The following is a 26,253-nucleotide window of genomic DNA, read 5'->3' as shown; positions in this document are numbered from 1 at the left end:
CGTGTGTCGGCCGAATGGGCCGAAAGAAAATGGATCAGCCGACGAGGCTGGCGGCGAACGCAGACGGCGTGAAGCCGGAGATGTCGCCGATGCCCTCGCCCTCGCCGATGAGCTTCACGGGGATGCCCGTGCGCTCCTGAACGGCGAGCACGAAACCGCCCTTGGCGGATCCGTCGAGCTTGGTGATCACGAGGCCCGTCACGCCCGCGTGCTCCAGGAAGGCCTCCGCCTGCATGACGCCGTTCTGCCCCGTCGTGGCGTCGAGCACCAGGAGTACCTCGCTGATGGGCGCTTGCTTCTCGATGACGCGGCGCACCTTCTCGAGTTCGTCCATGAGGCCGGCCTTCGTGTGCAGGCGGCCCGCGGTGTCCACGAGCACGATCTCGGTGCCGGTGCGCTTGGCATAGTCGATGGTCTGGTAGGCGACCGAGGCCGGGTCCTGGCCCTCGCGCTCGGGCCGGACGATCTGCGCGCCGCCCCGCTCGGCCCAGGTCGCCAACTGCTCGACGGCGGCGGCACGGAAGGTGTCCGCGGCCCCGACGACGATCGAGCGGCCATAGCGCTTGAGGAAGTTCGCGAACTTGCCGATCGTCGTCGTCTTGCCGACGCCGTTCACGCCGACGACGAGAACGACCGCGGGGCGCTCCGTGAGCTTGAGCGTCGAGTCGAACTTCGCGAAGCGGTCCTCGAGCGCCTCCACGAGCATGCGCTTGAGGTCTTTCGGATCCTCGGTGTGGAAGCGAGCGACCTTCTCCCGCATGTCGGCGATGAGCGCCTCGGCGATGTCGGGACCGAAGTCTGCCGTGATGAGCGCCGTCTCGAGGTCGTCCCACGTGTTCTCGTCGATCGTTTCCTTGACGAACATGCCGCGCAGGGCACGACCGAGGGACCACTTTTCTGCCATACGCCCCAGTCTATCGGGACGAGTTCCCGCCTATTGCTCGAGCACGAACGCGTCGAAGCCCGGAATGGTGAACCGCAGCAGGCCGCGCCCGGCCGGTTCGATGATCCCCTTCTGGATCAGCGAGCGGCGGACCATGCCCAGGTCTTCGCTGTCGACCTGCATCTCCGCAGCGATCGCCGCGCGCTCGACGACATCGCCGGGCAGGCGCGCCATCGTGCGCAGCACCGTGCGCTCGCGCTCCGTTGCGACGGCCCAGCGGGTGCGGAACATCGACCCCATCGCCTCGTCGACGGCGGGCAGGCTCGCCTCGACGTGGGCGATCTCGATGACGTCGCCCCGGTTCGGCTTCGCGATCTGCCATGTCTCGTCGCCGACGACCTGCAGGGTCTGAGGATAACCCTGCGCGCGTGCGACACCGATCTGCAATGCCTCGGCGCTCCAGGTGACGCCGAGGGGCCGCGCCGCCTCGGTGAGCACCGCGGCGGACGCCTTTCCGTCGAAGCCGGTGAGGGTGAGCTCCCGGATCCGTTCGCTGAAGGTCGCGGCGTGCGTGAGAAGCGTCTTCGTCTGTGGCAGCCCCGCGCCGAGGACGACGAGCGGATAGCGGCGACGGTCCCCACCCATGTTCTGGATCGCGTTCAGAAGTACGGCGGCGTCCACGAGCGGCTCCGGCTCCGGGCGTCGCTCGTCGCGCCCCTTGGGCTCGAGGGGCGCATGAAGCTCGTCGATGACGATCAGCAGGCCCGCGCCGCCCGCGTCGCGCACCGCCGATGCCGCTTCGTGGAAGAGGTCCTCGACCATCGTGTGCAGGGCCACGGACGGCTCGCCGTCGTCGTCGCCCGCGGAGATCTTCGCGCGGACCTTCGCAATGCCGACGCCGACCTCGACCGTGAGTTCGTCGAGGCGGCTGCGCCGGCGCGGCTCGGCGACGATGTCGGCGCGCCGCAGGGCGTGCGAGACCTGACCCACGAGCGCGGAGAGGAACGGCTGGTTCTTGATGCCCGAGAGCCAGGCGACGACGAAGCCATCGCGCTCGGCTCCCGCGCTGACCTCGCGCAGCAGGGAGGTCTTGCCGAGACCGCGCGGGCCCGTCACGATGGTGAGCGGGCCGCCCATCTCTCCGAAGGCGATGACGCGGGCGAAGAGATCGCGCAGCTGGTCGCGTTCTTTGTCGCGACCGATGAAGACGCGCGGCACGTCTCCGGGCGTATACGGCGACGGAAGCATGCGACCTCTTTACTGAAATTTACACTTCGGCGTTCTGTAAGGAACAGTAAAGCGGGGCCGCGCGAGGCGCAAGCCCCCGCGCCTCATCCGCGCACCGACGCCGTCACCGTGAAGCTCGCATTGCGGCCGATCTGGCGGGTAGTCCCCACGATCCGCTCGAGCTGGGGCCGGTACCGCAGGTGGCTGTTCCACACCGTCCACAGCTCACCGCCCGGGCGAAGCACGCGCGCGGCGTCGGCGAAGAGGCGCGGGGCGATCTCGTCCGTGACGGCGTTGCCGGAATGAAACGGCGGGTTGAGGAGCACGAGATCCGCGGATCCGTCGGGCTGCGACCCCAGCCCATCGTCGCGGACGACGCGGACGCGCTCGGCGACCCCGTTGGCGATCATGGTCTGTTCTGCAGACGTCGTCGCCGCCGCCGAGCGGTCGCTCGCGACGAGGCGCGCCTCGGGATGGGCTCGCGCATAGGCGGCGGCGATCGCGCCGGTGCCGCAGCCCAGATCGATGGCCGCCCGGGCGGGCGGCATCCGGTCGAGGAAGGTCAGCAGGAAGCGCGTCCCGACATCGAGGTCGGTACCGGCGAAGGCGGCCCCGTGGGCGACCAGCGTGAGGCCGTCGTGGACCGCGCGGCGCGGCCACGGATCCCCCGCCCCCGGAACGGGCACTTCCGCGTGCAGCGCGCGCGACTTCCCCGCGCCGCGGCCGGCGCGAACCTCGCGGAAGTGCGCGCGCAGCGCATCGTTCATCGACGGCGTCATATGCTTCTGGCGCCCGCCGAGTACCACGCGGACGGCCGGGGCCGCGTGATCGGCGATCACCCCGGCGATCTCGTCGAGCGCACCCAGACCGCGCGGCAGCTGCCCGATCGCGAGGTGGGCGCCGCCTGTCAGGGAGGCGTCGAGCCCGTGCCAGCTGAGAGTCGACAGATCGATGCCGAGGGAGGCCGCGTTGTTCGCGAGCGCCCGCTCCCCCGTGATCGGGTCTTGGTGCATGCGGATCCGCGTGCCCGGTGCCGCCGCGAGGATCGACAGCGCGAGCGCGCCGTAGCGATCGCCGATGATCGTGATGTCCTCGGCGATCTCGCCCGCCGAGGTGAGGATCAGCCGGTCGCTGCGATCCGCCGCCACGAGGTCGTGTGTCTCGACATCGGGCCAGCGGCGCAATCGGCCATGGATCTCGTCGTACGCCGCCTCCGGTGTCATGCGGGCTCCCCCACGCGCTGGCCGACGACCGCCGAGACGCCGTCCTGGCGCATCGAGACGCCGTACAGCGCATCGGCGATCTCCATCGTGCGCTTCTGGTGCGTGATCACCAGCAGCTGGCTGTTCTCGCGGAGCTTCTCGAACACGCCGAGGAGCCGGCCGAGGTTGGCGTCGTCGAGCGCCGCCTCGACCTCGTCGAGGATGTAGAAGGGGCTGGGGCGCGCCTTGAAAATCGCCGTCAGCAGCGCCACCGCCGCGAGCGACCGCTCACCGCCCGAGAGCAGCGAGAGGCGCTCGATCTTCTTTCCGGCGGGCTTCACCGACACCTCGATGCCGGTCGTGAGCATGTCGTCCGGGTCGGTGAGCGAGATGGACCCCTCGCCGCCCGGGAACAGGATCGGAAACATCTCGCCGAACGCGGCCTGGGTGTCGGCGAAGGCGTCGGCGAAGATCGTCTGCATCCGCTCGTCCAGGTCGCCGATGATCGTCATCAGGTCCTTGCGCGTCTTCGCGAGGTCGTCGAGCTGCGAGGTGAGGAACGCATGCCGCTGCTCGAGCGCCTCGAATTCCTCGAGCGCGAGCGGGTTGACGCGCCCGAGCTGCGACAACTGCCTCTCCGCCGCGCGGAGGCGCCGCTCCTGCGAGGCGCGGTCGAATGCCCCGCCGTCATCGAGCGGCACGGCCGGCCCGTACTCCGCGACGAGGACCTCCTCGCCCATCCCGAGTTCCGACTGCACGCGTTCGAGCAGGCTCGTCAGGTGCAGCTTCTTCTCGTGGATCTGCAGTTCGAGGCCGTGCACGCTCTCCGTGATGCGTGCGAGCCGCTCGCGGATCCCCGACTCGCGCTCGCGCAGCTGCCGGAGCTCGCCCGACACGGCTCCGCGCACGCGCTGCGCCTCGCCGAGCGCGTCGCGCGCCGCGGCAACCGAGCGCGACACGGATCCGAGTAGCGGCGGGAGGCGGTCGGCGACCCCCTGTGCGATCTCGCGCTGTCGCCGGCGGATCACGGCGCGCCGGGCGGCCTGCTCGGCCGCCTCCTGTTCGCGCTCGCGCTGGCGCTCCAGTCCTGCGGCGTACGCGCGCGCAGCCCGCAGGCGCTCCTTCGTCGTTTCGATCTCGAGCTTCGCCGCCATCTCGGCATCGCGGGCACGCTCCACGCCGGCGGCCAGCGGTTCGCGCGCGGCAGCATCGAGCACCGGCCGCGGTTCCTCCTGGGCACGCTCGAGTTGTCGACGGGCCTCCTCCGCGCGCCGTTCCGCGTCCGCGACGGCGGCCGAGGCGGCCGCGACATCGGCGGCCAATCGCTCGCACTCGGCGACCGCGGCCTCGTGGCGGACGGTGATGCGGTTGACGTGCTCGGCCTCCTGGGCCAGCCGCGCGTCGTGCTCTCGCAGCGTCTGCAGGGCCTCTTTCTGCGCAGCGCGCGCTGCCTGGAGGGTCTCCTGCTTCTCGCGACGGGCGGCCCCGAAGCCCTCGACCCGCGCGCGCAGTTCCGTGAGACGGGCCGTCGCGTCGTCGCGCTCCGCCTGCAGCGCGAGGCGCGAGAGACCGCCGCCGGAGCCCGCGCGAATCGTGCGGGCGGTCACGATCTCGCCCGCGAGCGTGACGATCGTCGCGTGGTCGGGGATGTCGTCGAGCGCGGCCCGTGCGACGTCGAGGTCCGGCGCGATGAGCACCGCCCCAAGCACGCCGAGCACGCCGCTGGGAGCCGTCACCGCGTCGACCGCCCGCTCGAGGGCGCCCGCCGGCACGGCCTCGCCGAGCGGCGCGTCCGCGATCGCGACGTCGACGGATCCGTCGTCACCGGTCGAGGCCGCAACCTCGAACGCCGCTTCCCGTGTCTCGACGAGCACACCGCTCGCGAGCGGTCCGAGCACGGCCTCGATCGCGGCCTCGTATCCCGCGCGAACCTGCACCGACTCGCTCACGAGCCCGCGGATACCGTCGCCGCCCCGGGCGATGATCGAGCTCGCCGCGTTCTTGACGTCGAGAGCCGAGCTCAGCGCCCGCGCCTTCGCCTCGAGCGCATCGGCCTCGCGCTCAGCCGAACGGTGAGCGTCGCGCACCTCCTCGAGCGACCGCTCCGCCGCCGCCACGGCCGACTGCGAGGATTCGTACGCGTCCTGGAGGCGAGCGGCCGCCTCTTCCGAGGCTTCGACGGCCTCGAGCCCGTCGAACGCGCTCTGAGTCTCGGCACGGCGCGCGTTCGCGGCGTCGAGAGCGGCCTGCTGGCGCACCACGCCCGCGCGCACGGCCTCGAGCGTCTGCTCCGCCGCCTCCGCGGCGCCGCGCAGCGTCGTGAGGCGCATGTCGTACTCCGCCACGCGCGCGCTCTGCGCCGAGATCTCGGCGTCGACGCCGTCGAGTTCGGCGCGAGCCCTGACGAGTGTCCGGCTCGCCTCCGCGACGGCGTCCTCCGCCTCGCCCACCGCATCCGTCAGTCGGGCGACCTCCTCGTGGGCCGCATCGATCGCCTGCTGCGACACGGTCACGTGATGGCCGTCCGCGTCGTCGTCGGAGCCCAGGAGTGCGAGACGTTGCGTGGCAAGAGAGGAGAGCCCCCGGATCCTCTCCTGCACCTGCTCGAGCGCGAAGAGCGTCTTCTGCGCGTCGTCGACGGCGCGCGCCGTCTGCTCGCGTTCGAGGTGGGCGATGCGCCCGCGGATCCCCGCCGCCTGCTCCTCGAGAGCGAGCCGCTCCGTGTGACGCTCCTGCTCCCCGCGTGCATGGTCCGCGAGTTCTGTCCGCAGGCGCACGACATCGTCGGCGAAAAGGCGCGCCTTCGCGTCGCGCACCTCCGCGGCGATCGTCTGCGCCTGGCGCGCGACCTCGGCCTGCCGGCCGAGCGGCTTCAGCTGGCGGCGCAGTTCCCCCGCGAGATCGCTGAGGCGCGCGAGATTCTGCTCCATCGCTTCGAGCTTGCGAAGGGTCTTCTCCTTACGGCGCCGATGCTTGAGGATCCCGGCCGCCTCCTCGATGAAGCCGCGCCGCTCCTCGGGGGTCGCCCGCAGAACGGTGTCGAGGCGCCCCTGGCCGACGATCACGTGCATCTCTCGACCGAGGCCGGAGTCGCTCAGGAGCTCCTGCACGTCGAGCAGTCGGCAGGTCTCGCCGTTGATCGCATACTCGCTCTGACCGCTGCGGAACAGGGTGCGACGGATCGACACCTCGCTGTACTCGATCGGCAGCGCGCCATCGGAGTTGTCGATCGTCAGCTGCACCTCGGCGCGCCCCAGCGGGCCGCGTGTCGCGGTGCCCGCGAAGATCACGTCCTCCATCTTGCCGCCGCGGAGGCTCTTCGCCCCCTGCTCGCCCATCACCCACGCGAGGGCGTCGACGACATTCGACTTGCCCGATCCATTTGGTCCGACGATCGCGGTCACACCGGGCTCGAGCGCGAACGTCGTCGGCTTCGCAAAGGACTTGAATCCCTTGAGGGTCAGGCTCTTGAGGTGCATGCCTTCCCTTCATCCGTTCGCGTGACTGATCCACCCTATTCTTCGGCGCCCGGGGCACCGCGGAATGACGCGGGACACGCCGAAGTCTGAGAGGAACCTTGACGCGCGCACCGAGGATGCGTAGTGTCTTCTCTCGCACACGTTCGTTCCGGGCTCGATCGCCCGCAGAGGTCCGAGAGGAGGAGGCCACGATGATCACATTCACGAATACCATCGGCGCTTCCGTCCCCGCTCTGCGAGATGCGCGCGGCCGCGGAACCGTCGCTGCCGGCAACCGATAGAAGCTACGCGCCTCTCGGTTCATCCCGATCCGTCCGCCCTCGCGGGGGTCTGATCCACGGGCTTCCCCGTGTCCCGGTGCACCTCATGCGCGCTGATCCCCCTCGGCCTCGCCGCCCCTGACAGGCGTTGCGCCGTTCCTTCTCACCCCGCGGCCCGCGGACCTCTCCGCGATCCGTACCGTTCGCCGGCGCACGCCGGCGGAGTCCGCATTCCTCTTTCGGAGACTCTTGTGAACATCACCCTTTCCGCCCATCCGCCGAGTACGAGCCCCGCCGCCCCGCGCGTCGCCGAGGTCCTGCGGAGCCGCACTCCCCGCACCGCGCTCGCCGACCGCATCGCGATGCGGATCGGCCTCGCGCTGCTCCTGTGGGGAACACGCCCGATTGCGCCGCAGGCGCCAGACGTGTCCGGCTTCGGCGCTTCGCACGGCGCCGCATCGCTCCGCGACATCGAACGCACCGTTGCCGCGTACCAGCACCCCTTCCCGCCGCTCGCGCGCTGACGACCTCGAAAGGACGAGTATGAACTTCACGATCGAACCGGTCGCCGTGCCGGCAACGGCCGATGACGGCGCCTGGCGCTCGTACGTCGCGCTCATCAACCGCGCCTACGAGCGCGACTCCGGATCCGCGCTGCTGCCGTGGGATCCCTCGGTGCTCCTGTCGCAGTACGCCGTACGCACCCACCGCGTCATCGATGGCTTCGTCGCCCTCGCGGGCGGCGAGCTCGTCGGTGCGGCATCGCTCGAGTACGACCGGTCCACCGCGCGCGACGTCGAGTTCGCCGTCGCGACGGATCCGGCCGACGCGGAGCTCCACGATGCCCTTCTCGCGCACCTCGAGCGTCACGCGCGCGAACTCGGGCGCAGTAACGCCAGCGCGTACGTGTCGTCGCCCGTCGACATCCGTACGCTGAGCGACGACGAGATCCTGCGCCCCGCATCGGGCTTCGGCGGCGTGCCGCTCGCCGCGCCCGAGGTGCAGACCATGCTCGCCCGCGGATACTCGCTCGGACAGGTCGAGCGGTGCAGCGTGTACCGCCGCACCGCGGATCCATCCCCGCTCCAGGCGCGGCTCGACGCGGCGAGCGCCGTCGCAGGCCCGGACTACGAGGCCGTGTGGTGGTCGGGCCGCACGCCCGATGAGTACGTCGACGCCTACGCGTACGCGATCTCTCGGATGTCGACCGACATCCCGCACGGCGAGCTCGAGGTCGAGGAGCAGACGTGGGACGCGTCCCGCGTACGCGCCCGAGAGGCACGCGTCGAGCCGACGGGTGAGACCTGGGCGATCACCGCGGTCGTTCATCACCCCACGGGGCGGATCGTCGCGTTCAACGAGCTCGTGATTCCGCCCGACCGCACGCAGGCGACGATGAACTACGGCACGATCGCGCTCTCGGATCACCGCGGGCATCGCCTCGGCACGATCGTCAAGTGCCTCGGGCTGCTGCGGTGGCTCGAGTTTGCCCCGGAATCGCCCGCGGTGGTCACGTTCAACGCGGAGGAGAACCGGTACATGCTCGACGTCAACGAGGCGGTCGGATTCACGCCGAGCCACTGGGAGGGCGCATGGAGCACCCAGCTCTGATCAGCCCGACGGTTGCCGGCCCTCGCCGCCCCGCGCGCCCCTGCGGCGACGGTGTGCGGCACGCCGACCGCGAGAGGAACGCATGAGTGTCACGATCGAGCCCCTGAGCCTCCCCGAGACCGTCAATACCGAGGTCGAGGAGTATGCGCGCGTGGTGAACGCGTCGTACTCGCACAGCGCGGGAACGGGCATCCTCACCTGGGAGGCGAAGAACCTGCTGGCCCAGCTGCAGAACCAGACGTACTCGACGTCCCGCGCCTACCTTGCCCGCGACGGCGGCCGCATCGTGGGCGCGACCTCGCTGCAGTTCGACAACTCGACGGCGCGTGAGGCGGAGATCATGGTCGCGGTGGATCCGGCTCACCCGGATCCGTCGCTCGCGGACTCCCTCTATGGGCGGATCGAGCGGGAGGCCGCGGCTCTCGGGCGCAGACTCCTCATCGACTACGTCCCCACCTCGGCAGACGCGTCCCGCCTCGCGGAGAGCGACGTGATCCGTCCGCCGTCCGGCGTGGCCGGCGTACCGCGTGGCGACGCGCGGTCGCGGATCCTGATGGCGCGCGGGTACGAGCTCGGGCTCGTCGAGCGGGCGAGCGTCTTCGAGCGGCCGGCCGATGCGTCGGAGCTCCGGCGGATCCTCGACGCGGCGAGCGCGGACGCCGGATCGGATTACGAACCGATCTGGTGGTCGCGACGTACGCCGGAGGAGCACGTCGACGCCTACGCGTATGCGGTGTCACGAATGTCGACGGACGTGCCGTCGGGAGACATCGACGTCGATGAGCAGACGTGGGATGCCGAGCGCATCCGCGCGCGGGATGAGCGTCATGCGAGCGTCGGGCACCTCTTCTGCGTTGCGGCAGTCGTGCACCGCCCCTCCGCCCAGATCGTGGCCTTCAACGAGCTGATCGTGGCATCCGATCGCGCGAAGCCGACCGAGAACGGCGGCACGCTCGTGCTCTCGGAGCACCGCGGACACCGCCTCGGCACGATCGTCAAGGCGCTCGGCCTCCTGCGCTGGCTTGAGGCCGCCCCGGAATCGCCGGCCGTCTTCACCTTCAACGCCGAGGAGAACCGTTACATGCTCGACGTCAACGTACGCGTCGGTTTCCGGCCCGTCTTCTGGGAGGGCGCATGGAGCAGACAGCTCTGAGCGTCGCCGCCCACACAACGCCGCTTCGCGGACCCCTGCGACGGCAGACCTTCGCGACCGCTGTTCGAGAGGAACGCATGAATTTCACCATCGACCGGCTGCACGTTCCGGAGTCGATCGACGCGCCGGATGCGCACGAGTGGCGCGACTACGTGCGCCTCGTCAACGAGATGCAGCGGGAGGATTCCGGATCCGATTACTTCGATGGCGATGCCGAGGCGTGGCTCGCCGGGTTTCGGCGCCAGGAGTACCGGGCCGTGCATCTTCTTGCGGCGCGCGACGCGGACGGATCGCTCGTCGGGGTCGGCAACTGTACCTACGAACGAGAGGGCTCATCCGCGCTGGTCACCGTCGCCGTCACCTCGGCGCATCGCGGCGTCGGCGTCGAGGACGCGCTGATCGAGGAGCTCGAGCGGATCGCGAGCGGTGCGGGCAAGCGCGTGCTCGACACCTATGCGTTCGTCTCTGCCGCTCGCGTCGGGGGCGAGCTCCTCCCCTCACCGACCGGTTACGGATCCGTGCCGCGCGACGACCACTGGACGGCGTTCTTCCTGCGGCACGGCTACGCGCTCGGCCAGGTGGAGCGCGCCAGCGCGTTCGATCTGAGGGCCGATGCGGATCCGGTTCGGCGAATCCTCGACGAGGCGTTGGCGGCCGCGGGCCCCGACTACGAGCCGCTGTGGTGGTTGACGCCGACGCCCGACGCATACGTCGACGGCTACGCGGCCGCGGTGTCCCGGCTGTCCACGGACGCACCGAGCGGCGAGCTCGAGGTGGAGGCGATGCCGTGGGACGCGGAGCGGATCCGCCACCGCGAGACGATGAAGCACGAGGCGGGCATCGCCCTCGCCGTCACGGCGGTGCGCCACATCCCCAGCGGCGACATCGTGGCGTTCAACGAGATCCAGGTCCTCGCCGATCGCACCCGTCCGAGCGAGAACATCGGCACGCTCGTGTTGTCGGGACACCGCGGCAGGCGCCTCGGCACGATCGTCAAGACCCACGGTCTGCTGCGGTGGCGTGATGCCTTCCCCGAGAGTCCCGTCGTGCAGACCTTCAACGCCGAGGAGAACCGCTACATGCTCGACGTGAACGAGCGCGTGGGTTTCCGCCCCGTGTGCTGGACGGGCGAGTGGCAGAAGAAGCTCGCGTAGCCGCCTGCGAGGTACGGGGGAATGCGCGCTGAAGCCTGGCGTTAGAGACTCCGTGGAGTTTGCGAGCGTTGTCGTGATCGGGGCGGGTCAGGCTGGTCTGTCCGCCGCCTACCATCTCACGCGCGGCGGCATCGACCACGTCGTGTTCGACGCGAATCCCGCGCCGGGCGGCGCGTGGCAACACCGGTGGGAGTCGCTGTCGGTCGGAAAACTCAACCGCATCTTCGACCTGCCCGGCATGCGGCAACCCGCGATGGATCCGCGGGAGCCGTCGCGCGACGCGGTGCCTCGCTACTTCGCGGAGTTCGAGCGCGCATACGGCCTCGATGTGCGGCGTCCCGTGCGCGTCATGAGCGTCGAGTACGCGGACGACGACGAGCGCGGTGACCTCATCGTGACCACGGACGCGGGTACGTGGCGCACCCGCGCGATCATCAACGCCACCGGCACCTGGAACAACCCCCTGCTCCCCCATTACCCCGGCGCCGAGACGTTTCGCGGGCGGCAGCTGCACACCCGCGATTACACCCGCCTCGAAGACTTTCGGGGGCAGCGCGTCGCAATCGTCGGCGGAGGGATCTCCGGCGTGCAGCTTCTCGAAGAGATCTCGCGCGTCGCCGACACCCGCTGGTACACGCGCCGCGAACCGGTCTTCACCGACGGCGAGTTCACGCCGGAGACGACCGGCCGAGACACCATCGAGAAGGTCACCGCGGCCGTCGAGGCGGGCCTGCCCTCGGGCAGCATCGTCGGATACACGGGTCTCGGCTGGACGAGCTACACCATCGCGGCGCGCGACCGCGGCGTCCTCGTGCGGCACCCCATGTTCACGGCGATCGAGCCCGACGGGGTGCGCGAGGCAGACGGCTCGTTCGCCCCGGTCGACGTCATCCTCTGGGCAACCGGCTTCCGCGCCGACATCGGGCACCTGGATCCGCTGTACCTCGTCAACGAGATGGGCGGGATCCGGATGACGAACACACAGGTGTGGGGCGAGCCGCGCGTACACCTCATCGGCTTCGGCCCCAGCCAGTCGACCGTCGGTGCGAACCGCGCGGGTCGCGACGCGGCGCGGGAACTCGCCCGGTATCTAGCGCCCGTTAGCGTATAAGGATGCGCATCACAGTCATCGGCGGGGGCGTCGGCTGCGCCCGATTCGTCCTCGGCCTCCGCGAGCACGCCCGCCGCACGGGCGGGATCGAGATCGACGTCGTCGTCAACACCGCCGACGACTGGTGGGTCTCGGGCCTGCGGATCTCCCCCGACCACGACAGCCTCCTCTATGCGCTTGCGGGCGTGAACGACACGGTGCGCGGTTGGGGCCGCTCGGACGAGTCCGAGCGGGTCGCAGCCGAGCTTCAGGCATGGGGAACGGCACCCGAGTGGTTCACCCTCGGCGACCTCGATCTCGGCACTCACATCGCCCGGACGGCCTGGATCCGCGAGGGCAAGAGCGTGAGCGAGGTGTATCGGCGGCTCGGGTCGCGCTGGCCGCTCGGCGTCACCCTGCATCCCGCGACCGACTCCGAGATCGATACCCAGGTGGTGACGGACGGCGGGCGGATCCATTTCCAGGAATGGTGGGTGAAGCACCGTTCCCGGATCCCCGCGCGCGGCTTCGAGCAGCAGAACATCGCGCGGGCGGAGCCGAGCGCCGGCGCTCGCGCAGCGATCGAGGACGCGGACGTGATCGTGCTCGCCCCCTCTAACCCGGTCGTATCGATCGGTCCCGTCCTGGCCGTGCCCGGAATGCGCGACCTCCTGCGCGACGCCTCGGCGCCCGTCGTCGGCGTTTCCGGCATCATCGACGGGGCGGTAGTGCGCGGCATGGCCGACGCCTGCCTCGCCGCGATCGGCGTGGAGACCTCGGCCCGCGCCGTCGCGGAGCACTACGGCGCGCGCTCCGCGGGCGGGATCCTCGATGGATGGCTCGTCGACGTCACCGACGCCGCCGCCGTGGAACCGCTGCGCGCGCAGGGAATCGCGACCCGCGCGGTGCCGCTCTGGCTACGCGACGCCGACTCGTCGGCGCAGCTCGCCCGCGACGCGATCGAGCTCGCGCGGTCGCGCCACTCGCGCGCCTGAACCGCGAGCTGCGGGCCGCTACGCGAGCGGCTGCCGCAGGATCGTGCGCAGCCGCTCCGGTGCGGTCCGTCGCGGGTCGCTCAGATAGATCTCGTGGTGGCGGCCGGCGAGCCGATAGCCCGCGGCGAGCGCGTGCTGGTGCATTCTCTCGATCGTCGGACCCTCGTCGTCGAAGGATCCGACGTGCAGCGTCTGCACGCACTTCCCCTCCGACAAAGAGCGCACCTGAACGGTGTCGGACGTGCCCCGCGTCGTTTCGCGCGTCTGAGCGACGAGCGACTCGGGGATCCACGGCGGGACCGCGATCATCATCGTCCACCGCCACGCGTGCTTGTCGCGACGGGAGGTGAAGGCGTCCATTTCCTCGGCCCACCACAGCCCCTCGAGCGGCGGGACGACGTGGTCTCGGCCGAGCGTCTCGCGGGCGGCGAACTTCAGCCTGTACGCGAGCGGGTAGAGGGCTTCGAGCGCCGCGCGATACGCGGGTGCCGTGTTCGGGTCGCCCGCCCCGTCGACCGCGAGGTAGCGGGTCTCCGGCAGCTCGAGGATCCGGATCTCGCCGCGGCGGGCGCGGTACCCGTCGACGGTCTTCTTCAGGTCGGTCTTCGAGGGGTCGGTGTTGTCTCCCATGGGTTTATCGTCCTCCCTGTGCCTGCACGAGCGAAGGCGGGCGTGAGAATCGCAATTGGCCGTGCCGCTGACGGCGCGCGTCTTCGACGAGGCCGTTTGTGGCGAGAAGTCGCCGGAATCGTCCGGAGAGCTGCGGCAGAGTCGCCGCGACGCCCGGCTCCTGGCGCGCGATCCCGACGAGCAGGCTTCGCCGGGTGCCGCGTCCGGCCACCTCGATCCGGGCCTGCTCCCCCTTCGTGCACCACACGAGCTCGTCGATATCGCGGTAAGCGAAGTCGTGGGTGGTTCCTCCCGCGTCGATGCGGAGCGCACGCGTCATGATGCGCACCTCGCATGCCTGCGTCTGGGCGCGCAAGGGCACCTTGCACCACTCGTACAGCGGCAGCGCGACGGCACCGAAGAGGAGAACGAGAAGCCTCGGCCCGCCATTCAGAAGCGGCATCCAGGCGATGACCGCGAGGACGATCGCCAGCCCGCCGCCCGCGCCCGTCACGACCGTCGCGTTCGTGAGTCGCCGGTGTGGCGCGGGAACGGCGGCGAGACGGAGCACCAAGCCGCCGTCGTTCTCCCACTCGGGGCCGACGCGCGCCGCGTCCCGGGCAGTGACGAACGAGGTGATGAGACCGATCAGCGCGAGCCACACCCACCCGACCATCGTGATCGAGGCCATTCCGAACAGGTAGGCGGACGTCTGCAGGGCCGACGGAAGCGGATCCAGGAGCTCGCCCCAGCGCGACGTCACGGCGACGCCGATCGCGAGGAACAGGATCGACAGGCCCGCGTGCGCAACGAGGCGCCGACGCGCGGAGGGGAGGCGCCACAGCGCGCGGACGATCGTGTGCCCCGCGCACCAGCCGGCGATAAGCAGTAACAGATAGGGCACGAAGCCCTCGCCGCGCCAGATCGCGGCCACCGCGAAGCACAGGACGCCCCAGCTCATCGGCGCGGCGGCGGCCCGCGCGAGCGGATGGGTGGTCACGCCGGCTTCGCGGAGCGCGATCGCCCCGCGGGCGAGATTGTCACGCGTGTGCCCGCGACGCGGCGAGGAGGAGCGCCGCGATACCGTCGCGCTTGCCCTCCAGTTCGTCGACCGAGGCGAGTTTCACATGCCGCATCGAGGCCGTCCCGCCGAGCAGGCCCTCGGGGTCGTCGAGTTCGGCGCCCTTCATGATCGTCAGCGATACCCACTTCGAAAACGGCGTCACGGCGGCCATGCCCCATCCGTTGTATCCGTACTGGCGCGCCGCATAGCCGATCGAGGCGTCGACCTCGTCGACCGAGTTGACGACATCGGGCAACGTCTCGAGGACGAGCGCGTGCAGCGCGAGGTACACGTCGACGAGGGGCCTCTCGCCCGCGATGCGCAGGAGGTCTTCGCGGGTCGGTGAGTCGATGTGCGGGTGGGTCTTCGCCATGGGAAACACAGTAGACCCAGGCCGTGAGAAACTACGAGCATGTCGACCCCCTCGGTACTTTTCGTCTGCGTGCACAATGCCGGTCGCTCTCAGATGGCGGCGGGATTCCTGCGCCACCTTGCGGGCGACCGCGTCGAGGTGCGCTCCGCGGGATCCCTGCCCGCTGACGAGATCAATCCCGTCGCGATCGCCGCCATGCGCGAGGAGGGCATCGACATCAGGACGGAGACTCCGAAGGTTCTCACGGTCGAGGCCGTGCGGGCGTCCGATGTCGTCATCACCATGGGCTGCGGCGACGCGTGCCCGGTCTTCCCCGGAAAGCGATACGAGGATTGGGCACTGGAGGATCCGGCCGGCCAGGACCTCGGCGCGGTGCGCCCCATCCGCGACGAGATCAGAGGGCGGATCGAGGCGCTCCTCGCGGAGATCCTGCCGTCCTGAGCCCGGGCTACCGGAGCGCCTCCGCGACGCGGTCGCGAAGCGCCGGGAGCACATCCGTCTCGAACCACGGGTTCCGCGCCTGCCAGCGGAAGTTGAGCGGCGACGGATGCACGAGCGGGAAGTACTCCGGGAGATACGTCGCGAAGCCCTGCACGGTCGCGGTCAAATTCCGCGCCGCGCGGTCGCCGAGGTAGCGCTTCTGCGCATAGCTGCCGATCAGGATCGTCAGGCTCACCTCCGGCATCAGCTCGAGTAGCCGAGGGTGCCAGGTCTCCGCGAAGCCGCGGCGCGGCGGGGCATCGCCGGTTTTCCCCTTCCCCGGGTAGTAGAAGTCCATGGGGAGGATGGCGAACAGATCGGTGTCGCGGAACTGTTCGTCGGTCACCCCGAGCCAGGTCTTGAGCTTCACCCCGCTCGCGTCGTCCCATGCGAGGCCCGATTCCTGGGCTCGGCGCCCTGGCGCCTGCCCGACGAGCACGACGCGCGCCTTTGGGCCCGCCGTGAAGAGCGGCGGAATCCCCTGCCGCGTCGCGGCCGCATTGTCGGGATCCGCCATGATCTCTCGTCGGATGTCGTCGATGCTCATCCCACCATCATCCGCCCGGCCGGGGCGGCCGCATGCACCCGGGCATCCTGTGAGTCGAGGCCCGCGCGGGGCTGAGACGTCAGAGGCGCATGCCGTAGTAGGTGCTGTTCGGATCCGCCGTGTAGTCGGCGAATGGCCCGCGCTCGGCGAAACCGTGCCGTTCGTAGAGCCGGCGCGCCGGCGCGAAGTAATCCTCGGTTCCGGTCTCCAGGTTGAGCTCGGCGAGCCCCCGCTGCCGCGCGAGGTCGATGACCGCGGTCAACACGAGCGAGGCGACGCCGCGGCCGCGCGCCGGGGCGGCCGTACGCATCGACTTCACCTCACCGAGGGCCGCATCGTGAGTCTTGAGGGCCCCGCCCCCCATCAGCTGGCCCTCCTCGCGCACCGTGAAGAATGAGATCGACGGGTGCTCCAGCGCGCTGAGGTCGAGCGCATGCACGCTCTCGGCAGGTGAGGTCGCATACATGTCGTGCAGATGCTCGCCCAACAGCTCGACAACGTCCGGGGTACGAGGTGACTCGATCGCGATGTGCACTCCCCGATCATACGGAGACTCGCACGACGCGCGACGCGTGCATGATCACCGCGGCGTGGCAGAGAATGGAGCCATGCTTCCTCTCTCCCGCGGCGAGCGCGGATGCCGTCACCGCTCCGTCGGCGTCGCTCGCCGACGCGCATCGCGCCCGGGCTGCGCGACAGGTGACCGGCGGATGCGGAGCGGCTCGTGATGGACGAGTACGGAAACGCGATCATCGTCGTGCCGATCGTGTGCGCCGTCGTTCTCGCGGTCGCGATCGGTGCGATCGCCTGGGCGCGAGGCACGATGCGTCGGGCCCGGCGGAAGGCCGAAGAATCGGAGCGCGGTACCGCCGGCCTCCCACCCGGCGCGCGTCTGCCGGGTGGGGAGCAGCCGGGCATGTGGCGACCGCAGGATCCGGCTCTTTGGGATTGGACCTGGTCCGGCGGGCGGGCGCAGCCGCCCGATGTTCTCGCGGGCCGACACGCCGTCTACGACACCGTCGTCGCGCGAGAGCTGCGCGGATCCTTCGGCGGTAGGGACGCTTTCTCCCAGGTGCGGCGCCCGCAGAAGCTGCCGGTCCTCGCGCGCAGCGCCCCGCAGACGCACTGGGGCATGGTCGCGGGCATGCACAGCGCGGTGGTCCTTCCGCCGTTTTTCGTCCTCACGCGGCAGTCCGCGATCCTCACGGGTCTCGTCGTCCTCGACGTCGCCGATCATTTGCAGAAGTTCGTGGGTGCGCTCGGGCCGGGAACCGTGCTGTGGTCGGAGCCCCAGCATGCGGCGCTGGTCGTGCGGGCCATGGGTCCGGCGCTGTCGCGAGGCACCGCCGCGGCGAATCTGATCGCTTCCGACGGATCGACGCTTTTCGTCTGCGGCAGCCGCGGCGAGGACGAGGCCGATGTGCTCGCCCGCTTGCGCTGCGGAGCAGCCCTGCTCGACGGTCTGGAACGGATCCTTACGGAGCGGAGCGGTTGAGGCCCGCGAGGCGATGGGCCGCGGTCACTATGATTGCCGCATGACAGGCGAGAAACGCGGGCGACGGCGACGCACCGCCGTCGCGACGATCGCCCTCGGGCTCGCGGTGCTTCTCGCCGGCTGTACCGGAGACGGGGAGGCGGCGGCGTTCGCGCGAGAGTTCCGCGACGATCCGGCCGTGGAGTCCATGGAGCTCACGAGTCACGACAACCAGCCCTTCACCGGCGGCGTGCGCGGCGATGTCGTCGTGCGTGATACCGCGACCGATGGGAGCGTCTCGGATCTCGTGGGCCGTATCGGCGACTACACGCGCGCGAACGCCGATCGGATGCGTGGCCGCGTGACGCTCATCGTCGACGGCCTCAAGACGGAAGTGACGGGCGACCGCGCCGTCGATGACGCGCACCTGCGACTTCTCCTCACTCTGCGGTCCGATGACAGGGTGCGGGGGGCCAGCATCAGAGATGCGGCGGTCGGTGTATACGGCGCGGCGGCCGACGTCGCGATCGATCTCGCCCGTGACCTGCCGGCCGTGGTCGAACGCAATACGCCGGGCGAAGAATGGTTACTGTCGGTCCGCAGCGAGGACGGGGCCGTTTCTCTGAGGGGCGACTCCGCGATCCTCGGCACTGGCGTGCGGTTGTGGGACGTACTCGGCTCGGTCGTACCGCTCACTGGGATCCGGGTCGAAGACACGTCGAGAATCGAGATCGCCCTGCGACACGAGTCGGACCTGCCTCGCGCGCGGGCGGCGGCCTCCGAACTCGCGCTCGCGAACGACCCGGAGGTTGTTTTCGCGAGCGATCTCGTCCGTCTCGGCGACTCGGACGGAGAGGACGCCCGTCTCCTCCTCTCACGCCTCGAGGAGGTTACGCGCGAGAGGGTCGTGTACGTATGGGTTTCTGACACCCGCATGCAGGTCGCGGTGCGTAACGAAGACGATCTGTCGGCGCTGGCGGGTCCGATCGAGGCGGCGATCCCTGCCCGCATCACCGAGGCGTCGCTGGTCGTCGACGGAGCCCCGGACACGAGCGTCGACATCCGGACGACGGGTGCGGGACAGGAAGGCTCCGGCTGAGCTCGCTGCGCCCGCTGGCAGCGGTCGATGACACCGTCGCGTCCGAGTGGGTCCTGCGCTTCTGCAGGGGGGAGAAAGCTCAGGACGGTCTGCGGGCCGGCCTCGTACGCTACCCAGGAGATATCTTCGTCTTCTCCATCGTTCCAGGCGTGCATCCATTGGTCGTGGACGGCGTCGAGGTTGATGAGCACGATCACCACCCGCTGGCGCTCAAGGTGGCCATGAACGACCGATATGGCATAGATGCGCTCCGCGATGAACCGGTGCTTCCCGATCACAACGAGATCTGTGGCTCAGTCGGGCCCATCCAGAAAGCGGATCATCACCGCCGCCGCTGGCAGCGCGGGCAGTAGTGACTCGAGCGATTGGTGAACGCGACCCGCACGATCGGGCCGGCACAGCGCGGGCACGGCTGCCCCTCACGCCCATATGCATTCAATGAATGCGCGAAGTAACCAGCCTGCCCGTTCACGTTGACGTACTGCGCGTCGAAGCTGGTCCCGCCCTCGGCGAGGGCCTTGTCGAGGACGAGCCTCACCTCGGCGAGCAGGCGGCTCGCGGCGCGCGCCGACAGGGCCGAGGCGGGCGTCTCGGGGTGGATCCGCGCCGCCCACAGCGATTCGTCGGCGTAGATGTTGCCGACGCCGCTCACGAGGTTCTGGTCGAGCAGCACGCGCTTCGTCGCGGAGTTCCGGCGGGCGAGCGCCGCGCGGAACGCGCGCTCGTCGAAGGCAGGATCCAGCGGATCCCGGCCGATGTGCGCCGCCTGCGATGCGACGAGCGGCAGCGGATCCCCGAAGCCGCCTGCGGCTCCGTCGTGCGTCGGCACGAGCGCGTCAACCGCGAGCGACCCGAAGGTGCGCTGATCGGCGAAGACCACCGCGAGCTCGCCGTGGACGGGATGATCGATCGAGAACCGGATCCGCTCATGGCGCTCGGCCGGCGCACCGGGCTCCCGGAGCAGCATCTGCCCGCTCATGCCCAGGTGCGCAATGATCGCTTCGTCCGTCGAGGCCAGTGGCAACCAGAGGAACTTGCCGCGACGCACCGCGGCCCGCACGGTGCGACCGGTCAGACGCCGCTCGAAGTCGGCGCCGTCCCCGACGTGCCGCGTCAGCGCTCGTTCGTCGAACACCTCGACGCCCGTGATCCGGGCGCCGACGAGAGCAGGGGCGAGACCGGATCGGACGACCTCGACCTCGGGCAGTTCAGGCATGCGCGCCGCGCCACAGGGTGAGCGCCGCGGCCATCTCGGCCTGCTTCTTGCTCGTCCCGGTGCCGCTCGCGGAGTGCTCGCCGACCGTCACGACGGCCGTGAACCGGCGGTCGTGATCGGGCCCGGAGCTCGTGATCTCGTACGAGGGAGCGGCCACGCCGAGGCTCTGCGCGAGTTCCTGCACCGCCGTCTTCGGGTCGACTGCCGCGCCGAACCGGTCGGCGTCGTCGAGAAGAGGCGTGATGAGCCGAAGGACGAGGGCGTCGGCGGCTTCGCGCCCCGCGGACAGGAAGGTCGCCCCGAACAGGGCCTCCGTCGTATCCGCGAGGATCGAATCCTTGTCGCGCCCCCCGGTCTGCTCTTCTCCCCGCCCGAGGAGCAGGTAGTCGCCGAGACCGAGGCCGCGCGCGACCTCCGCGAGCGCGACGGTCGAGACGACGGCCGCGCGCCGCTTGGCAAGCTCGCCCTCGGACACCTCGGGGAACTTCTCGTAGAGCATCGCCGTGACGGCGAGGCCGAGAACGGAGTCGCCGAGGAACTCCAGGCGCTCGTTGTGCGGGATGGATCCGTGCTCGTAGGCGTACGAGCGGTGCGTCAGCGCTAACGCAAGAAGCTCGGCGTCGATCTCGACGCCGAGCTTCTCGGTCAGCGACTCGCGATCATGCGAAGTCACGTCAGGTTAATTTCAGGCGTCAGCGACCTTGCGGCCCTTGTACTCAAGGAACAGCTCGGTGCCCTGCGAGTCGGTGACGACCTTCGCCTGGTGCGGGCGGCTGTAGACGACCTTGCCGTTCTCGACGGTCTTGACGAGGGCCGGGGCCGACGCCTTCCACTGCGAGCGGCGCGAACGGGTGTTCGAACGGGAAAGCTTCCGCTTCGGGGGGTTACCAGCCATGGCTAGTTCTCTTCTCTGCTCAGACCGGCGTCAGACGCCGGTTCGGTTTCGGTAAGTTCTCGGAGCGCCGCCCAACGAGGATCGATGGGGTCCTGCGCCACGCCGGAAGATTCGGTCAGCACGTCGCCCGTGACGGGATCAAGGCCAGGGCAATCCGGCCGACAGACCGGATGAAACGGGAGCGACAATACAATCGCGTCCCTGACCAGAGTTTCAAGATCCACGTGGTCGTCTTGAAGCACGAAGTCAGGGGTTTCATCTCCAGGGTACTCGAAAAGCTCCTGGAACTCGACTTCGACACTCTCAGCGATCGGCTGCAGGCAACGACTGCACTCCCCCACATACTCGGTCTCGACCGTTCCCGAGACGAGGATTCCCTCGTGCACGGACTCGAGGCGAACGTCGATGTCGAGGTTCTCTCCCTTGTCGATGTAGACGATTCCCTCGCCCCATCGTTCGGGGATGGCGATCGTGAGCGCATGCTCGCGCATCTCGCCCGGCTTGCGCACGATGTCGCGCGCGGGCAGAACGAAAGGCCCGTCAAGGTGATTCTTCACCCCACCAGCCTACGCCGGTCTCGGATCAGAAGTCGCTGGGCGACGAACCCTCGAGATAGCGCACGACCGCCCCCGGCACGTACGGCGAGACGTCCCCGCCGAGGCCCGCGACCTGACGGACGAGCGAGCTGGACACGGCGGAGTTCGCCGGATCCGCGAGCAGAAACACCGTCTCGACACCCGCGAGGTGGTTGTTCACGATCGCCATCGGCGTCTCGTACGCGATGTCGACCTGCGAGCGGATGCCCTTGATCAGCACGCCGGCGCCCACCTCCTGGGCGTAGTCGACGAGGAGGCCGACGCTCCACGCTCCCACCGTGATCTTGCCCTCGATATTCGCCTCGGCGATCGACTGCTCGAGCAGGCGGAGCCGAAGCGCGATCGGCAGCATCCCCTCCTTGTCGGGGTTGTGCACGACGAGAACGTGAAGCTCGTCGTAGAGCCCGGCCGCTCGGCGGATGATGTCGAGGTGCCCGAGCGTGGGCGGGTCGAAGGAACCGGGAACGACGGCGATGCGGTTGCTCATGAGGTCAGCCTAACTATGACGGTCAGTTCTTCCTGAGTGCGGCGCGCTCTTCGCGCCCCAGGCGTGCGGCGAGCGCCTCGGCGAGGCCCGGATGCCGCTCGAGAGCGGGATCGCCGGCGAGGATGTCGTCGGCGATGTCCCGCGCACGCGCGATGAGGGCGGCATCCTTGATGACGCGAAGCAGCTTCAGCGAGGAGCGGGATCCGGACTGCGCGCCGCCGAGCACGTCTCCCTCCCCGCGCAGCTCGAGGTCGACCTCCGCCAGCTCGAAACCGTCGAGGGTCGCGGCGACCGCCTCCACGCGTTCCCGCGCCGGTGTATCCGGCATCGCGTCCGTGACGAGCAGGCACAGGCCCGGCACTCCGCCGCGGCCCACACGACCGCGCAATTGGTGGAGCTGAGAGACCCCGAAACGATCGGCCTCGAGGATCACCATCGTCGATGCATTGGGCACGTCGACTCCGACCTCGATGACGGTCGTCGCGACGATCATGTCGATCTCGCCGCGCGCGAACGCCTGCATGATCTGTTCCTTCTCCTCGCCCGTCATGCGTCCGTGCAATGGCTGGATCCGAAGGTGCGAGGTCGACGGCTGCTGGCGCAGCTGCGCGGTGACCTGCGTCACCCCGAAGCGCGGCCCCTTCCGCCCCTCCTCGGGCGCGAGCTTGCCGAGCTCGCCCTCCTCGACCGTCGGCTTAGCCGCGTCGTCCGTCGCATCGATCGCAGGGCAGACGACGAACACCTGGTGTCCCTTGGCGACCTCTTCGGCGCAACGCTCCCACACCCGCGGGAACCAGGCGGGCTTCTCCTGGATGGGTGCGACGAAGGTCGAGATGCCGGCGCGCCCGGCCGGCATGGTGCGAATCGTCGACACGTCCAGGTCGCCGAACACCGTCATCGCCACGGTGCGGGGAATGGGGGTGGCCGTGAGCACGAGGACGTGGGGGTTATTGCCCTTGGCGCGCAGCGTCTCGCGCTGTTCGACCCCGAAGCGGTGCTGCTCGTCGACGACGACGAGCCCGAGGTCGGCGAAGGTGGTCTTGTCGCTCAGGAGGGCGTGCGTGCCGACGACGATGCGCGCCTGGCCCGCGGCGACGCGCAAGGAGGCCCGACGCCGTTCCGGGGCCGACATCTGACCCGTCAACAGCGTCGGAATCACCTCCGCGGCGAGATCGGGGCCGAGCATCTTGGTGATCGACCGCAGATGCTGGCCCGCGAGGACCTCGGTGGGGGCGATCAGCGCCGCCTGACCGCCCGACTCCGCGACCTGAAGCATCGCACGAAGGGCGACGAGCGTCTTTCCGGATCCGACCTCGCCCTGTACGAGCCGGTTCATCGGCGTCGGCCCCGTGAGCTCGTCGGCGACCCGTGCTCCGACCGTCTGCTGATCGGCCGTCAGCGTGAAGCCCAGCGCCGCATCGAACCGCTCGAGCAGCCCGCCGGGGCGCGCCGCGCGAGGGGTGGCCGCCATCGCCCGCACGAACCAGCGCTGCTGGAGCAGAGCGGTCTGCATGACGAGCGCCTCGTGGAGGCGGACCGTGTAGCGCGCGCGATGCAGTTCGGCGTCGTCCTTCGGACGATGAACCTTCTCCAGCGCTTCGCGCGCCGTCATCACCTTGTGCTCGGCGCGCGCGGCGTCATCGAGCGGCTCGGGGATGTCGCCCAGCTGGTCGAGCACGGTCTCGACCAGCTGCTGCACCTTCCATGTCGGCAGCGTCGAGGTCGCCGGATAGAAGGGAACGGGCTTCTCCGCGTACTCCTCGGCGTCGATGAACTCGCCGTCGTCGAAGAGCTGATAGTCGGGATGCGAGAACTGCAGCTGACCGCGGTACTCGCCGACCTTTCCCGAGAACATGCCGCGCGTTCCGGGGACGAGCTCGTTCTGGCGCCACTGCTGCCCGAAGAACGTCAGCGTCATCTCCCCCATGCCGTCTCCGATGACGACCTCGAGAATGGTGCCGCGCCTGTTGTGCATCTGACGCGTCTGGGTGCGCAGCACCTGGGCGATGATCGTCGCGGGCACGCCGAGCGGGAGGTGAGCGATGGGGGTGAGCTGGCCTCGCTTGGCGTATCGGCGGGGGTAGTGCGTGACGAGGTCGGCGACCGTGCTCATCTCGAAGGCGCGCGCGAGGGACTTGGCGATGGTCTCACCGAGCGCCGCCTTCAGCGGCGTCTGCATCTCCAGAGTCATGATTCGATCATATGTTCGACGGCCGACGTTCGTGTCAGACGTCCGGTTCGCCCCACCAGATCGTCGTGTCGCCGAACCTCTTCGCCCTCACCTCGCGCAGGCCCGCGGCGCCCCAGTCCGGAGCGCCCGATCGGGTTGCACGCTCGACGACGACGAGCGCGTCGTCGACGAGCAGTCCGCGCACGAGCGCAAGGTCGTCGTTCAGCTGATCGGCGGGAAGGTCGTAGGGCGGATCCAGGAAGACGACGTCGAAGACGCGGCCGGCCGCACGCAGGTACGTCTGCACCGCGACGGCGTGCACCTCGGCCCGGCCGCCGCTCACCCGCGAGACGAGCTCGGCGTTCCGGCGCGCGATCTGCGCGGCCTTTGCGCCCCTCTCGACGAGGTGGCACGCTGCTGCGCCGCGGCTGAGCGATTCGAGCCCGAGCGCGCCCGAGCCCGCGTAGAGATCCAATACCGTCGTTCCGTCGAGCATCCCGGTCGACTCGAGGGACGAGAACAGCGCCTCGCGCACCCGATCGCTCGTGGGCCGGGTTCCCGAGGGTGGGACCTCCAGGCGGACGCCGCCCGCCGATCCCGAGATGATGCGCGTCACACCTTCACCTTACGAGGTCGCCCCGTCACGAGCCCGAAGGCCCCGCCCAGTCGCGGTACGGATCCCACCCGCCGCGACCGTCGAACGGCGCGCCGTCGACCAGCACCCGGGCGGCGCCCGGGGCGAGCACCCGCCCGATCGGCCGGAAACCCTCCGGGGGCTCCCCCGCGAATGTCGCGAGTAGCGCGTGGTCCTCGCCGCCGCCGAGCGCCCCCTGCGGATCCGGCCCGAGCGCGCCGGAGTCGAGGTCGAGCGTCACCGCCGATGCCTCCGCGAGGCGGGTCGCGTCGAGGACGAGGCCATCCGAGACGTCCATCATGGCGCTCGCCCCGGCCTCGGCGGCGGCGACGCCGAGGCCGAGCGGCGGGACGGGGCGGAGCTGACGCTCGACCGCGTGCCGCTCCGCGGGCGTGAGCCGCGAAAGGTCGGGCGCGGTTCCGTCGAAGCGCTCGAAGAGGATCCCCAAGCCGCGCGCCGCGACGCCCATCTCGCCGGCAATCGCAACCGTGTCGCCCGGTCGGGCTCCCGAACGCAGAACGGGCGCCCGGCCGCCCGTGTCGCCGAGGGCGGTGACGGCAAGCGTCAGGACCGAGGACTGGGTGAGGTCGCCGCCGACAACGGCGCATCCGGGGGCGAGCCGTTCGCACGCCTCGCGCAGGCCGTCCGCGATCCGCTCGACGCGAGAAACAGGGGTGTCGTTCGGCATCGCGAGGGCGACCAGCAGGGCCGTGGGGCGGCCGCCCATGGCGGCGACGTCCGACAGGTTCACGGCCGCGGCCTTCCAGCCGAGGCTGTATCCGTCGGACCATTCGGATCGGAAGTCCGGCCCCTCGATGAGGGTGTCAGTCGTCGCGATGAGCGAGCCCGTGACGCGGAGGACGGCGGCGTCGTCGCCCGGCCCGACGAGCGCGTTCTCGGCCCTGCCCGTCCGCTCGGAGATCCGGGCGAGGATCTCTTTCTCCGACAGGTCTCCGACGAGGGGCTCGCTCCGCATCCCCCCAGCCTATTGTCCCGGCGCGACCGCGCCGTCGCGGATCCGTCACACAGGCGCGCGGAATAGGCTGAGGCCGTGAAGTCCCGGGTCTCAGCACTGCTCGCCCTCGTCGTGGCCGCCGCCGCGCTCACCGCTTGCACGCCGACGGTGCACATGGAGCCCGCCGCGGAGGCCAACGATCCGCTCTGTGCCGAGGTGAGCGTGCGCCTTCCCGAACGCATCGGTGACCTCGATCGCGTGTGGACCGACGCGCAGGCGACCGCGGCGTGGGGTGACCCGAGTGCGGTCTTGTTCCGCTGCGGCCTCGAATCGCCCGCGGCGTCCACCCTCCAGTGCGTCTCCTTCGGCGGCGTCGACTGGCTCGTCGATGATGAGGACTACCCCAGCCTGCGAATGACGACCTTCGGTCGCACGCCGGCCGCGCAGGCCTACGTCGACACGTCGAAGATCAGCGGCGATCAGGCCCTCGAGGCGCTGAAGCTCGCCGTCGGCACGCTGCCCGTGACGGGCCAGTGCACGACTGTCACCGAGGCGACGGGCGACGGCGAAGACGCCCCAGAGACCGCGACCGAATAATCGC

General features: G+C 70.0%; 28 protein-coding genes. 11 read left to right on the top strand and 17 right to left on the bottom strand.

The window, feature by feature from the left end:
- Positions 1-34 precede the first annotated feature (34 nt).
- The 4 genes from ftsY to smc all read right to left on the bottom strand — a co-directional run bounded on the left by ftsY (position 35) and on the right by smc (position 6,791).
- Positions 35-904 (bottom strand): signal recognition particle-docking protein FtsY, encoded by an 870-nt coding sequence (ftsY, locus tag IEX05_RS01590; RefSeq protein ID WP_188699643.1) that lies wholly within the window; start codon positions 902-904, stop codon positions 35-37.
- Between the two features lie 30 nt (positions 905-934).
- Positions 935-2,131 (bottom strand): ATP-binding protein, encoded by a 1,197-nt coding sequence (locus tag IEX05_RS01585; protein ID WP_188699642.1) that lies wholly within the window; start codon positions 2,129-2,131, stop codon positions 935-937.
- Positions 2,132-2,214: 83 nt separating this feature from the next.
- The gene (locus tag IEX05_RS01580; protein WP_188699641.1) at positions 2,215-3,333 is read right to left on the bottom strand and encodes a class I SAM-dependent methyltransferase; all 1,119 of its coding nucleotides are present in this window, start codon (positions 3,331-3,333) and stop codon (positions 2,215-2,217) included.
- Entirely contained in the window at positions 3,330-6,791 is a 3,462-nt protein-coding gene (gene smc / locus IEX05_RS01575; RefSeq protein WP_188699640.1) for a chromosome segregation protein SMC, read from the bottom strand. Before smc ends, IEX05_RS01580 begins: the two co-directional genes overlap by 4 nt.
- A gap of 511 nt (positions 6,792-7,302) precedes the next feature.
- Here smc and IEX05_RS01570 point away from each other — a divergent pair.
- The 6 genes from IEX05_RS01570 to cofD all read left to right on the top strand — a co-directional run bounded on the left by IEX05_RS01570 (position 7,303) and on the right by cofD (position 13,054).
- Positions 7,303-7,575 carry a hypothetical protein gene (locus IEX05_RS01570; RefSeq protein ID WP_188699639.1) on the top strand — a complete coding sequence of 91 codons (273 nt, stop codon included), beginning with the start codon at positions 7,303-7,305 and terminating at the stop codon, positions 7,573-7,575.
- Between the two features lie 19 nt (positions 7,576-7,594).
- Positions 7,595-8,662 (top strand): GNAT family N-acetyltransferase, encoded by a 1,068-nt coding sequence (locus IEX05_RS01565; RefSeq protein WP_188699638.1) that lies wholly within the window; start codon positions 7,595-7,597, stop codon positions 8,660-8,662.
- Between the two features lie 82 nt (positions 8,663-8,744).
- Complete coding sequence (locus tag IEX05_RS01560) at positions 8,745-9,815, top strand: GNAT family N-acetyltransferase (RefSeq protein WP_188699637.1); 1,071 nt, start codon at positions 8,745-8,747, stop codon at positions 9,813-9,815.
- A gap of 77 nt (positions 9,816-9,892) precedes the next feature.
- Complete coding sequence (locus IEX05_RS01555; protein ID WP_188699636.1) at positions 9,893-10,969, top strand: GNAT family N-acetyltransferase; 1,077 nt, start codon at positions 9,893-9,895, stop codon at positions 10,967-10,969.
- Between the two features lie 52 nt (positions 10,970-11,021).
- Complete coding sequence (locus IEX05_RS01550; RefSeq protein WP_188699635.1) at positions 11,022-12,080, top strand: FAD-dependent oxidoreductase; 1,059 nt, start codon at positions 11,022-11,024, stop codon at positions 12,078-12,080.
- A 2-nt stretch (positions 12,081-12,082) separates the two neighbouring features.
- Positions 12,083-13,054, top strand: a complete 972-nt coding sequence (cofD, locus tag IEX05_RS01545) for a 2-phospho-L-lactate transferase (RefSeq protein WP_188699634.1) — start codon at positions 12,083-12,085, stop codon at positions 13,052-13,054.
- 18 nt (positions 13,055-13,072) lie between these two features.
- Here cofD and IEX05_RS01540 read toward each other — a convergent pair whose 3' ends face one another.
- From IEX05_RS01540 to IEX05_RS01530, 3 genes are read right to left on the bottom strand one after another with little or no spacing between them, the layout of a single operon-like run.
- Positions 13,073-13,684: a GyrI-like domain-containing protein gene (locus tag IEX05_RS01540; protein WP_188699633.1), complete on the bottom strand. Its 612-nt coding sequence runs from the start codon at positions 13,682-13,684 to the stop codon at positions 13,073-13,075.
- Positions 13,685-13,688: 4 nt separating this feature from the next.
- Entirely contained in the window at positions 13,689-14,663 is a 975-nt protein-coding gene (locus IEX05_RS01535) for a hypothetical protein (protein WP_188699632.1), read from the bottom strand.
- Between the two features lie 40 nt (positions 14,664-14,703).
- On the bottom strand, positions 14,704-15,099 hold the full coding sequence (locus IEX05_RS01530; RefSeq protein ID WP_188699631.1) for a DUF1801 domain-containing protein: 396 nt from the start codon (positions 15,097-15,099) through the stop codon (positions 14,704-14,706).
- Between the two features lie 39 nt (positions 15,100-15,138).
- Between IEX05_RS01530 and IEX05_RS01525 the strand changes: the two genes are divergently transcribed.
- On the top strand, positions 15,139-15,540 hold the full coding sequence (locus tag IEX05_RS01525) for an arsenate reductase ArsC (protein WP_188699630.1): 402 nt from the start codon (positions 15,139-15,141) through the stop codon (positions 15,538-15,540).
- Between the two features lie 7 nt (positions 15,541-15,547).
- Here IEX05_RS01525 and IEX05_RS01520 read toward each other — a convergent pair whose 3' ends face one another.
- A complete protein-coding gene (locus tag IEX05_RS01520) occupies positions 15,548-16,126 on the bottom strand; it encodes a uracil-DNA glycosylase family protein (RefSeq protein ID WP_188699629.1) in 579 nt (192 codons plus the stop codon).
- A 79-nt stretch (positions 16,127-16,205) separates the two neighbouring features.
- On the bottom strand, positions 16,206-16,661 hold the full coding sequence (locus IEX05_RS01515; RefSeq protein ID WP_188699628.1) for a GNAT family N-acetyltransferase: 456 nt from the start codon (positions 16,659-16,661) through the stop codon (positions 16,206-16,208).
- Between the two features lie 192 nt (positions 16,662-16,853).
- Between IEX05_RS01515 and IEX05_RS01510 the strand changes: the two genes are divergently transcribed.
- The 3 genes from IEX05_RS01510 to IEX05_RS01500 all read left to right on the top strand — a co-directional run bounded on the left by IEX05_RS01510 (position 16,854) and on the right by IEX05_RS01500 (position 19,052).
- Positions 16,854-17,621 (top strand): hypothetical protein, encoded by a 768-nt coding sequence (locus IEX05_RS01510; protein ID WP_229661060.1) that lies wholly within the window; start codon positions 16,854-16,856, stop codon positions 17,619-17,621.
- 40 nt (positions 17,622-17,661) lie between these two features.
- On the top strand, positions 17,662-18,699 hold the full coding sequence (locus IEX05_RS01505) for a hypothetical protein (RefSeq protein WP_188699626.1): 1,038 nt from the start codon (positions 17,662-17,664) through the stop codon (positions 18,697-18,699).
- Between the two features lie 164 nt (positions 18,700-18,863).
- Entirely contained in the window at positions 18,864-19,052 is a 189-nt protein-coding gene (locus IEX05_RS01500; RefSeq protein WP_188699625.1) for a hypothetical protein, read from the top strand.
- Here the strand turns inward: IEX05_RS01500 and mutM are convergent.
- The 8 genes from mutM to thiL form a co-directional block, all read right to left on the bottom strand.
- Entirely contained in the window at positions 19,022-19,915 is an 894-nt protein-coding gene (gene mutM / locus IEX05_RS01495) for a bifunctional DNA-formamidopyrimidine glycosylase/DNA-(apurinic or apyrimidinic site) lyase (RefSeq protein WP_188699624.1), read from the bottom strand. The two genes, IEX05_RS01500 and mutM, sit on opposite strands and share 31 nt — an antisense overlap.
- Entirely contained in the window at positions 19,908-20,588 is a 681-nt protein-coding gene (gene rnc / locus IEX05_RS01490) for a ribonuclease III (protein ID WP_188699623.1), read from the bottom strand. Before rnc ends, mutM begins: the two co-directional genes overlap by 8 nt.
- Positions 20,589-20,600: 12 nt before the next feature.
- Positions 20,601-20,810, bottom strand: coding sequence for a 50S ribosomal protein L32 (gene rpmF / locus IEX05_RS01485; protein WP_188699622.1), 210 nt, complete (start codon positions 20,808-20,810; stop codon positions 20,601-20,603).
- A 2-nt stretch (positions 20,811-20,812) separates the two neighbouring features.
- Positions 20,813-21,301, bottom strand: coding sequence for a YceD family protein (locus IEX05_RS01480; RefSeq protein ID WP_188699865.1), 489 nt, complete (start codon positions 21,299-21,301; stop codon positions 20,813-20,815).
- A gap of 91 nt (positions 21,302-21,392) precedes the next feature.
- Entirely contained in the window at positions 21,393-21,893 is a 501-nt protein-coding gene (gene coaD / locus IEX05_RS01475; protein ID WP_188699621.1) for a pantetheine-phosphate adenylyltransferase, read from the bottom strand.
- A 22-nt stretch (positions 21,894-21,915) separates the two neighbouring features.
- Positions 21,916-24,084 (bottom strand): ATP-dependent DNA helicase RecG, encoded by a 2,169-nt coding sequence (locus IEX05_RS01470; protein ID WP_188699620.1) that lies wholly within the window; start codon positions 24,082-24,084, stop codon positions 21,916-21,918.
- Positions 24,085-24,118: 34 nt separating this feature from the next.
- A complete protein-coding gene (gene rsmD, locus IEX05_RS01465) occupies positions 24,119-24,679 on the bottom strand; it encodes a 16S rRNA (guanine(966)-N(2))-methyltransferase RsmD (protein ID WP_188699619.1) in 561 nt (186 codons plus the stop codon).
- 25 nt (positions 24,680-24,704) lie between these two features.
- Positions 24,705-25,673 carry a thiamine-phosphate kinase gene (gene thiL, locus IEX05_RS01460; RefSeq protein ID WP_188699618.1) on the bottom strand — a complete coding sequence of 323 codons (969 nt, stop codon included), beginning with the start codon at positions 25,671-25,673 and terminating at the stop codon, positions 24,705-24,707.
- A 75-nt stretch (positions 25,674-25,748) separates the two neighbouring features.
- Here thiL and IEX05_RS01455 point away from each other — a divergent pair, with 75 nt between their 5' ends.
- Positions 25,749-26,249 carry a DUF3515 family protein gene (locus IEX05_RS01455; RefSeq protein WP_188699617.1) on the top strand — a complete coding sequence of 167 codons (501 nt, stop codon included), beginning with the start codon at positions 25,749-25,751 and terminating at the stop codon, positions 26,247-26,249.
- The last annotated feature ends 4 nt before the right edge of the window (positions 26,250-26,253 follow it).

Source organism: Microbacterium nanhaiense, from assembly GCF_014646015.1.
Taxonomy (GTDB): Bacteria; Actinomycetota; Actinomycetes; order Actinomycetales; family Microbacteriaceae; genus Microbacterium; species Microbacterium nanhaiense.
This window is presented reverse-complemented; position numbering and strand designations above follow the sequence as displayed.

Coding starts and splice junctions, on each gene's coding strand:
- IEX05_RS01520 (WP_188699629.1), bottom strand. CDS start 16,126: ATGAGCATCGACGACATCCGACGAGAGATCATGGCGGATCCCGACAAT.
- thiL (WP_188699618.1), bottom strand. CDS start 25,673: ATGCGGAGCGAGCCCCTCGTCGGAGACCTGTCGGAGAAAGAGATCCTC.
- IEX05_RS01540 (WP_188699633.1), bottom strand. CDS start 13,684: ATGGGAGACAACACCGACCCCTCGAAGACCGACCTGAAGAAGACCGTC.
- IEX05_RS01585 (WP_188699642.1), bottom strand. CDS start 2,131: ATGCTTCCGTCGCCGTATACGCCCGGAGACGTGCCGCGCGTCTTCATC.
- IEX05_RS01530 (WP_188699631.1), bottom strand. CDS start 15,099: ATGGCGAAGACCCACCCGCACATCGACTCACCGACCCGCGAAGACCTC.
- IEX05_RS01565 (WP_188699638.1), top strand. CDS start 7,595: ATGAACTTCACGATCGAACCGGTCGCCGTGCCGGCAACGGCCGATGAC.
- smc (WP_188699640.1), bottom strand. CDS start 6,791: ATGCACCTCAAGAGCCTGACCCTCAAGGGATTCAAGTCCTTTGCGAAG.
- rpmF (WP_188699622.1), bottom strand. CDS start 20,810: ATGGCTGGTAACCCCCCGAAGCGGAAGCTTTCCCGTTCGAACACCCGT.
- IEX05_RS01580 (WP_188699641.1), bottom strand. CDS start 3,333: ATGACACCGGAGGCGGCGTACGACGAGATCCATGGCCGATTGCGCCGC.
- IEX05_RS01555 (WP_188699636.1), top strand. CDS start 9,893: ATGAATTTCACCATCGACCGGCTGCACGTTCCGGAGTCGATCGACGCG.
- IEX05_RS01480 (WP_188699865.1), bottom strand. CDS start 21,301: ATGCGCGAGCATGCGCTCACGATCGCCATCCCCGAACGATGGGGCGAG.
- IEX05_RS01470 (WP_188699620.1), bottom strand. CDS start 24,084: ATGACTCTGGAGATGCAGACGCCGCTGAAGGCGGCGCTCGGTGAGACC.
- IEX05_RS01510 (WP_229661060.1), top strand. CDS start 16,854: ATGGACGAGTACGGAAACGCGATCATCGTCGTGCCGATCGTGTGCGCC.
- ftsY (WP_188699643.1), bottom strand. CDS start 904: ATGGCAGAAAAGTGGTCCCTCGGTCGTGCCCTGCGCGGCATGTTCGTC.
- mutM (WP_188699624.1), bottom strand. CDS start 19,915: ATGCCTGAACTGCCCGAGGTCGAGGTCGTCCGATCCGGTCTCGCCCCT.
- cofD (WP_188699634.1), top strand. CDS start 12,083: ATGCGCATCACAGTCATCGGCGGGGGCGTCGGCTGCGCCCGATTCGTC.
- IEX05_RS01560 (WP_188699637.1), top strand. CDS start 8,745: ATGAGTGTCACGATCGAGCCCCTGAGCCTCCCCGAGACCGTCAATACC.
- coaD (WP_188699621.1), bottom strand. CDS start 21,893: ATGAGCAACCGCATCGCCGTCGTTCCCGGTTCCTTCGACCCGCCCACG.
- IEX05_RS01505 (WP_188699626.1), top strand. CDS start 17,662: ATGACAGGCGAGAAACGCGGGCGACGGCGACGCACCGCCGTCGCGACG.
- IEX05_RS01525 (WP_188699630.1), top strand. CDS start 15,139: ATGTCGACCCCCTCGGTACTTTTCGTCTGCGTGCACAATGCCGGTCGC.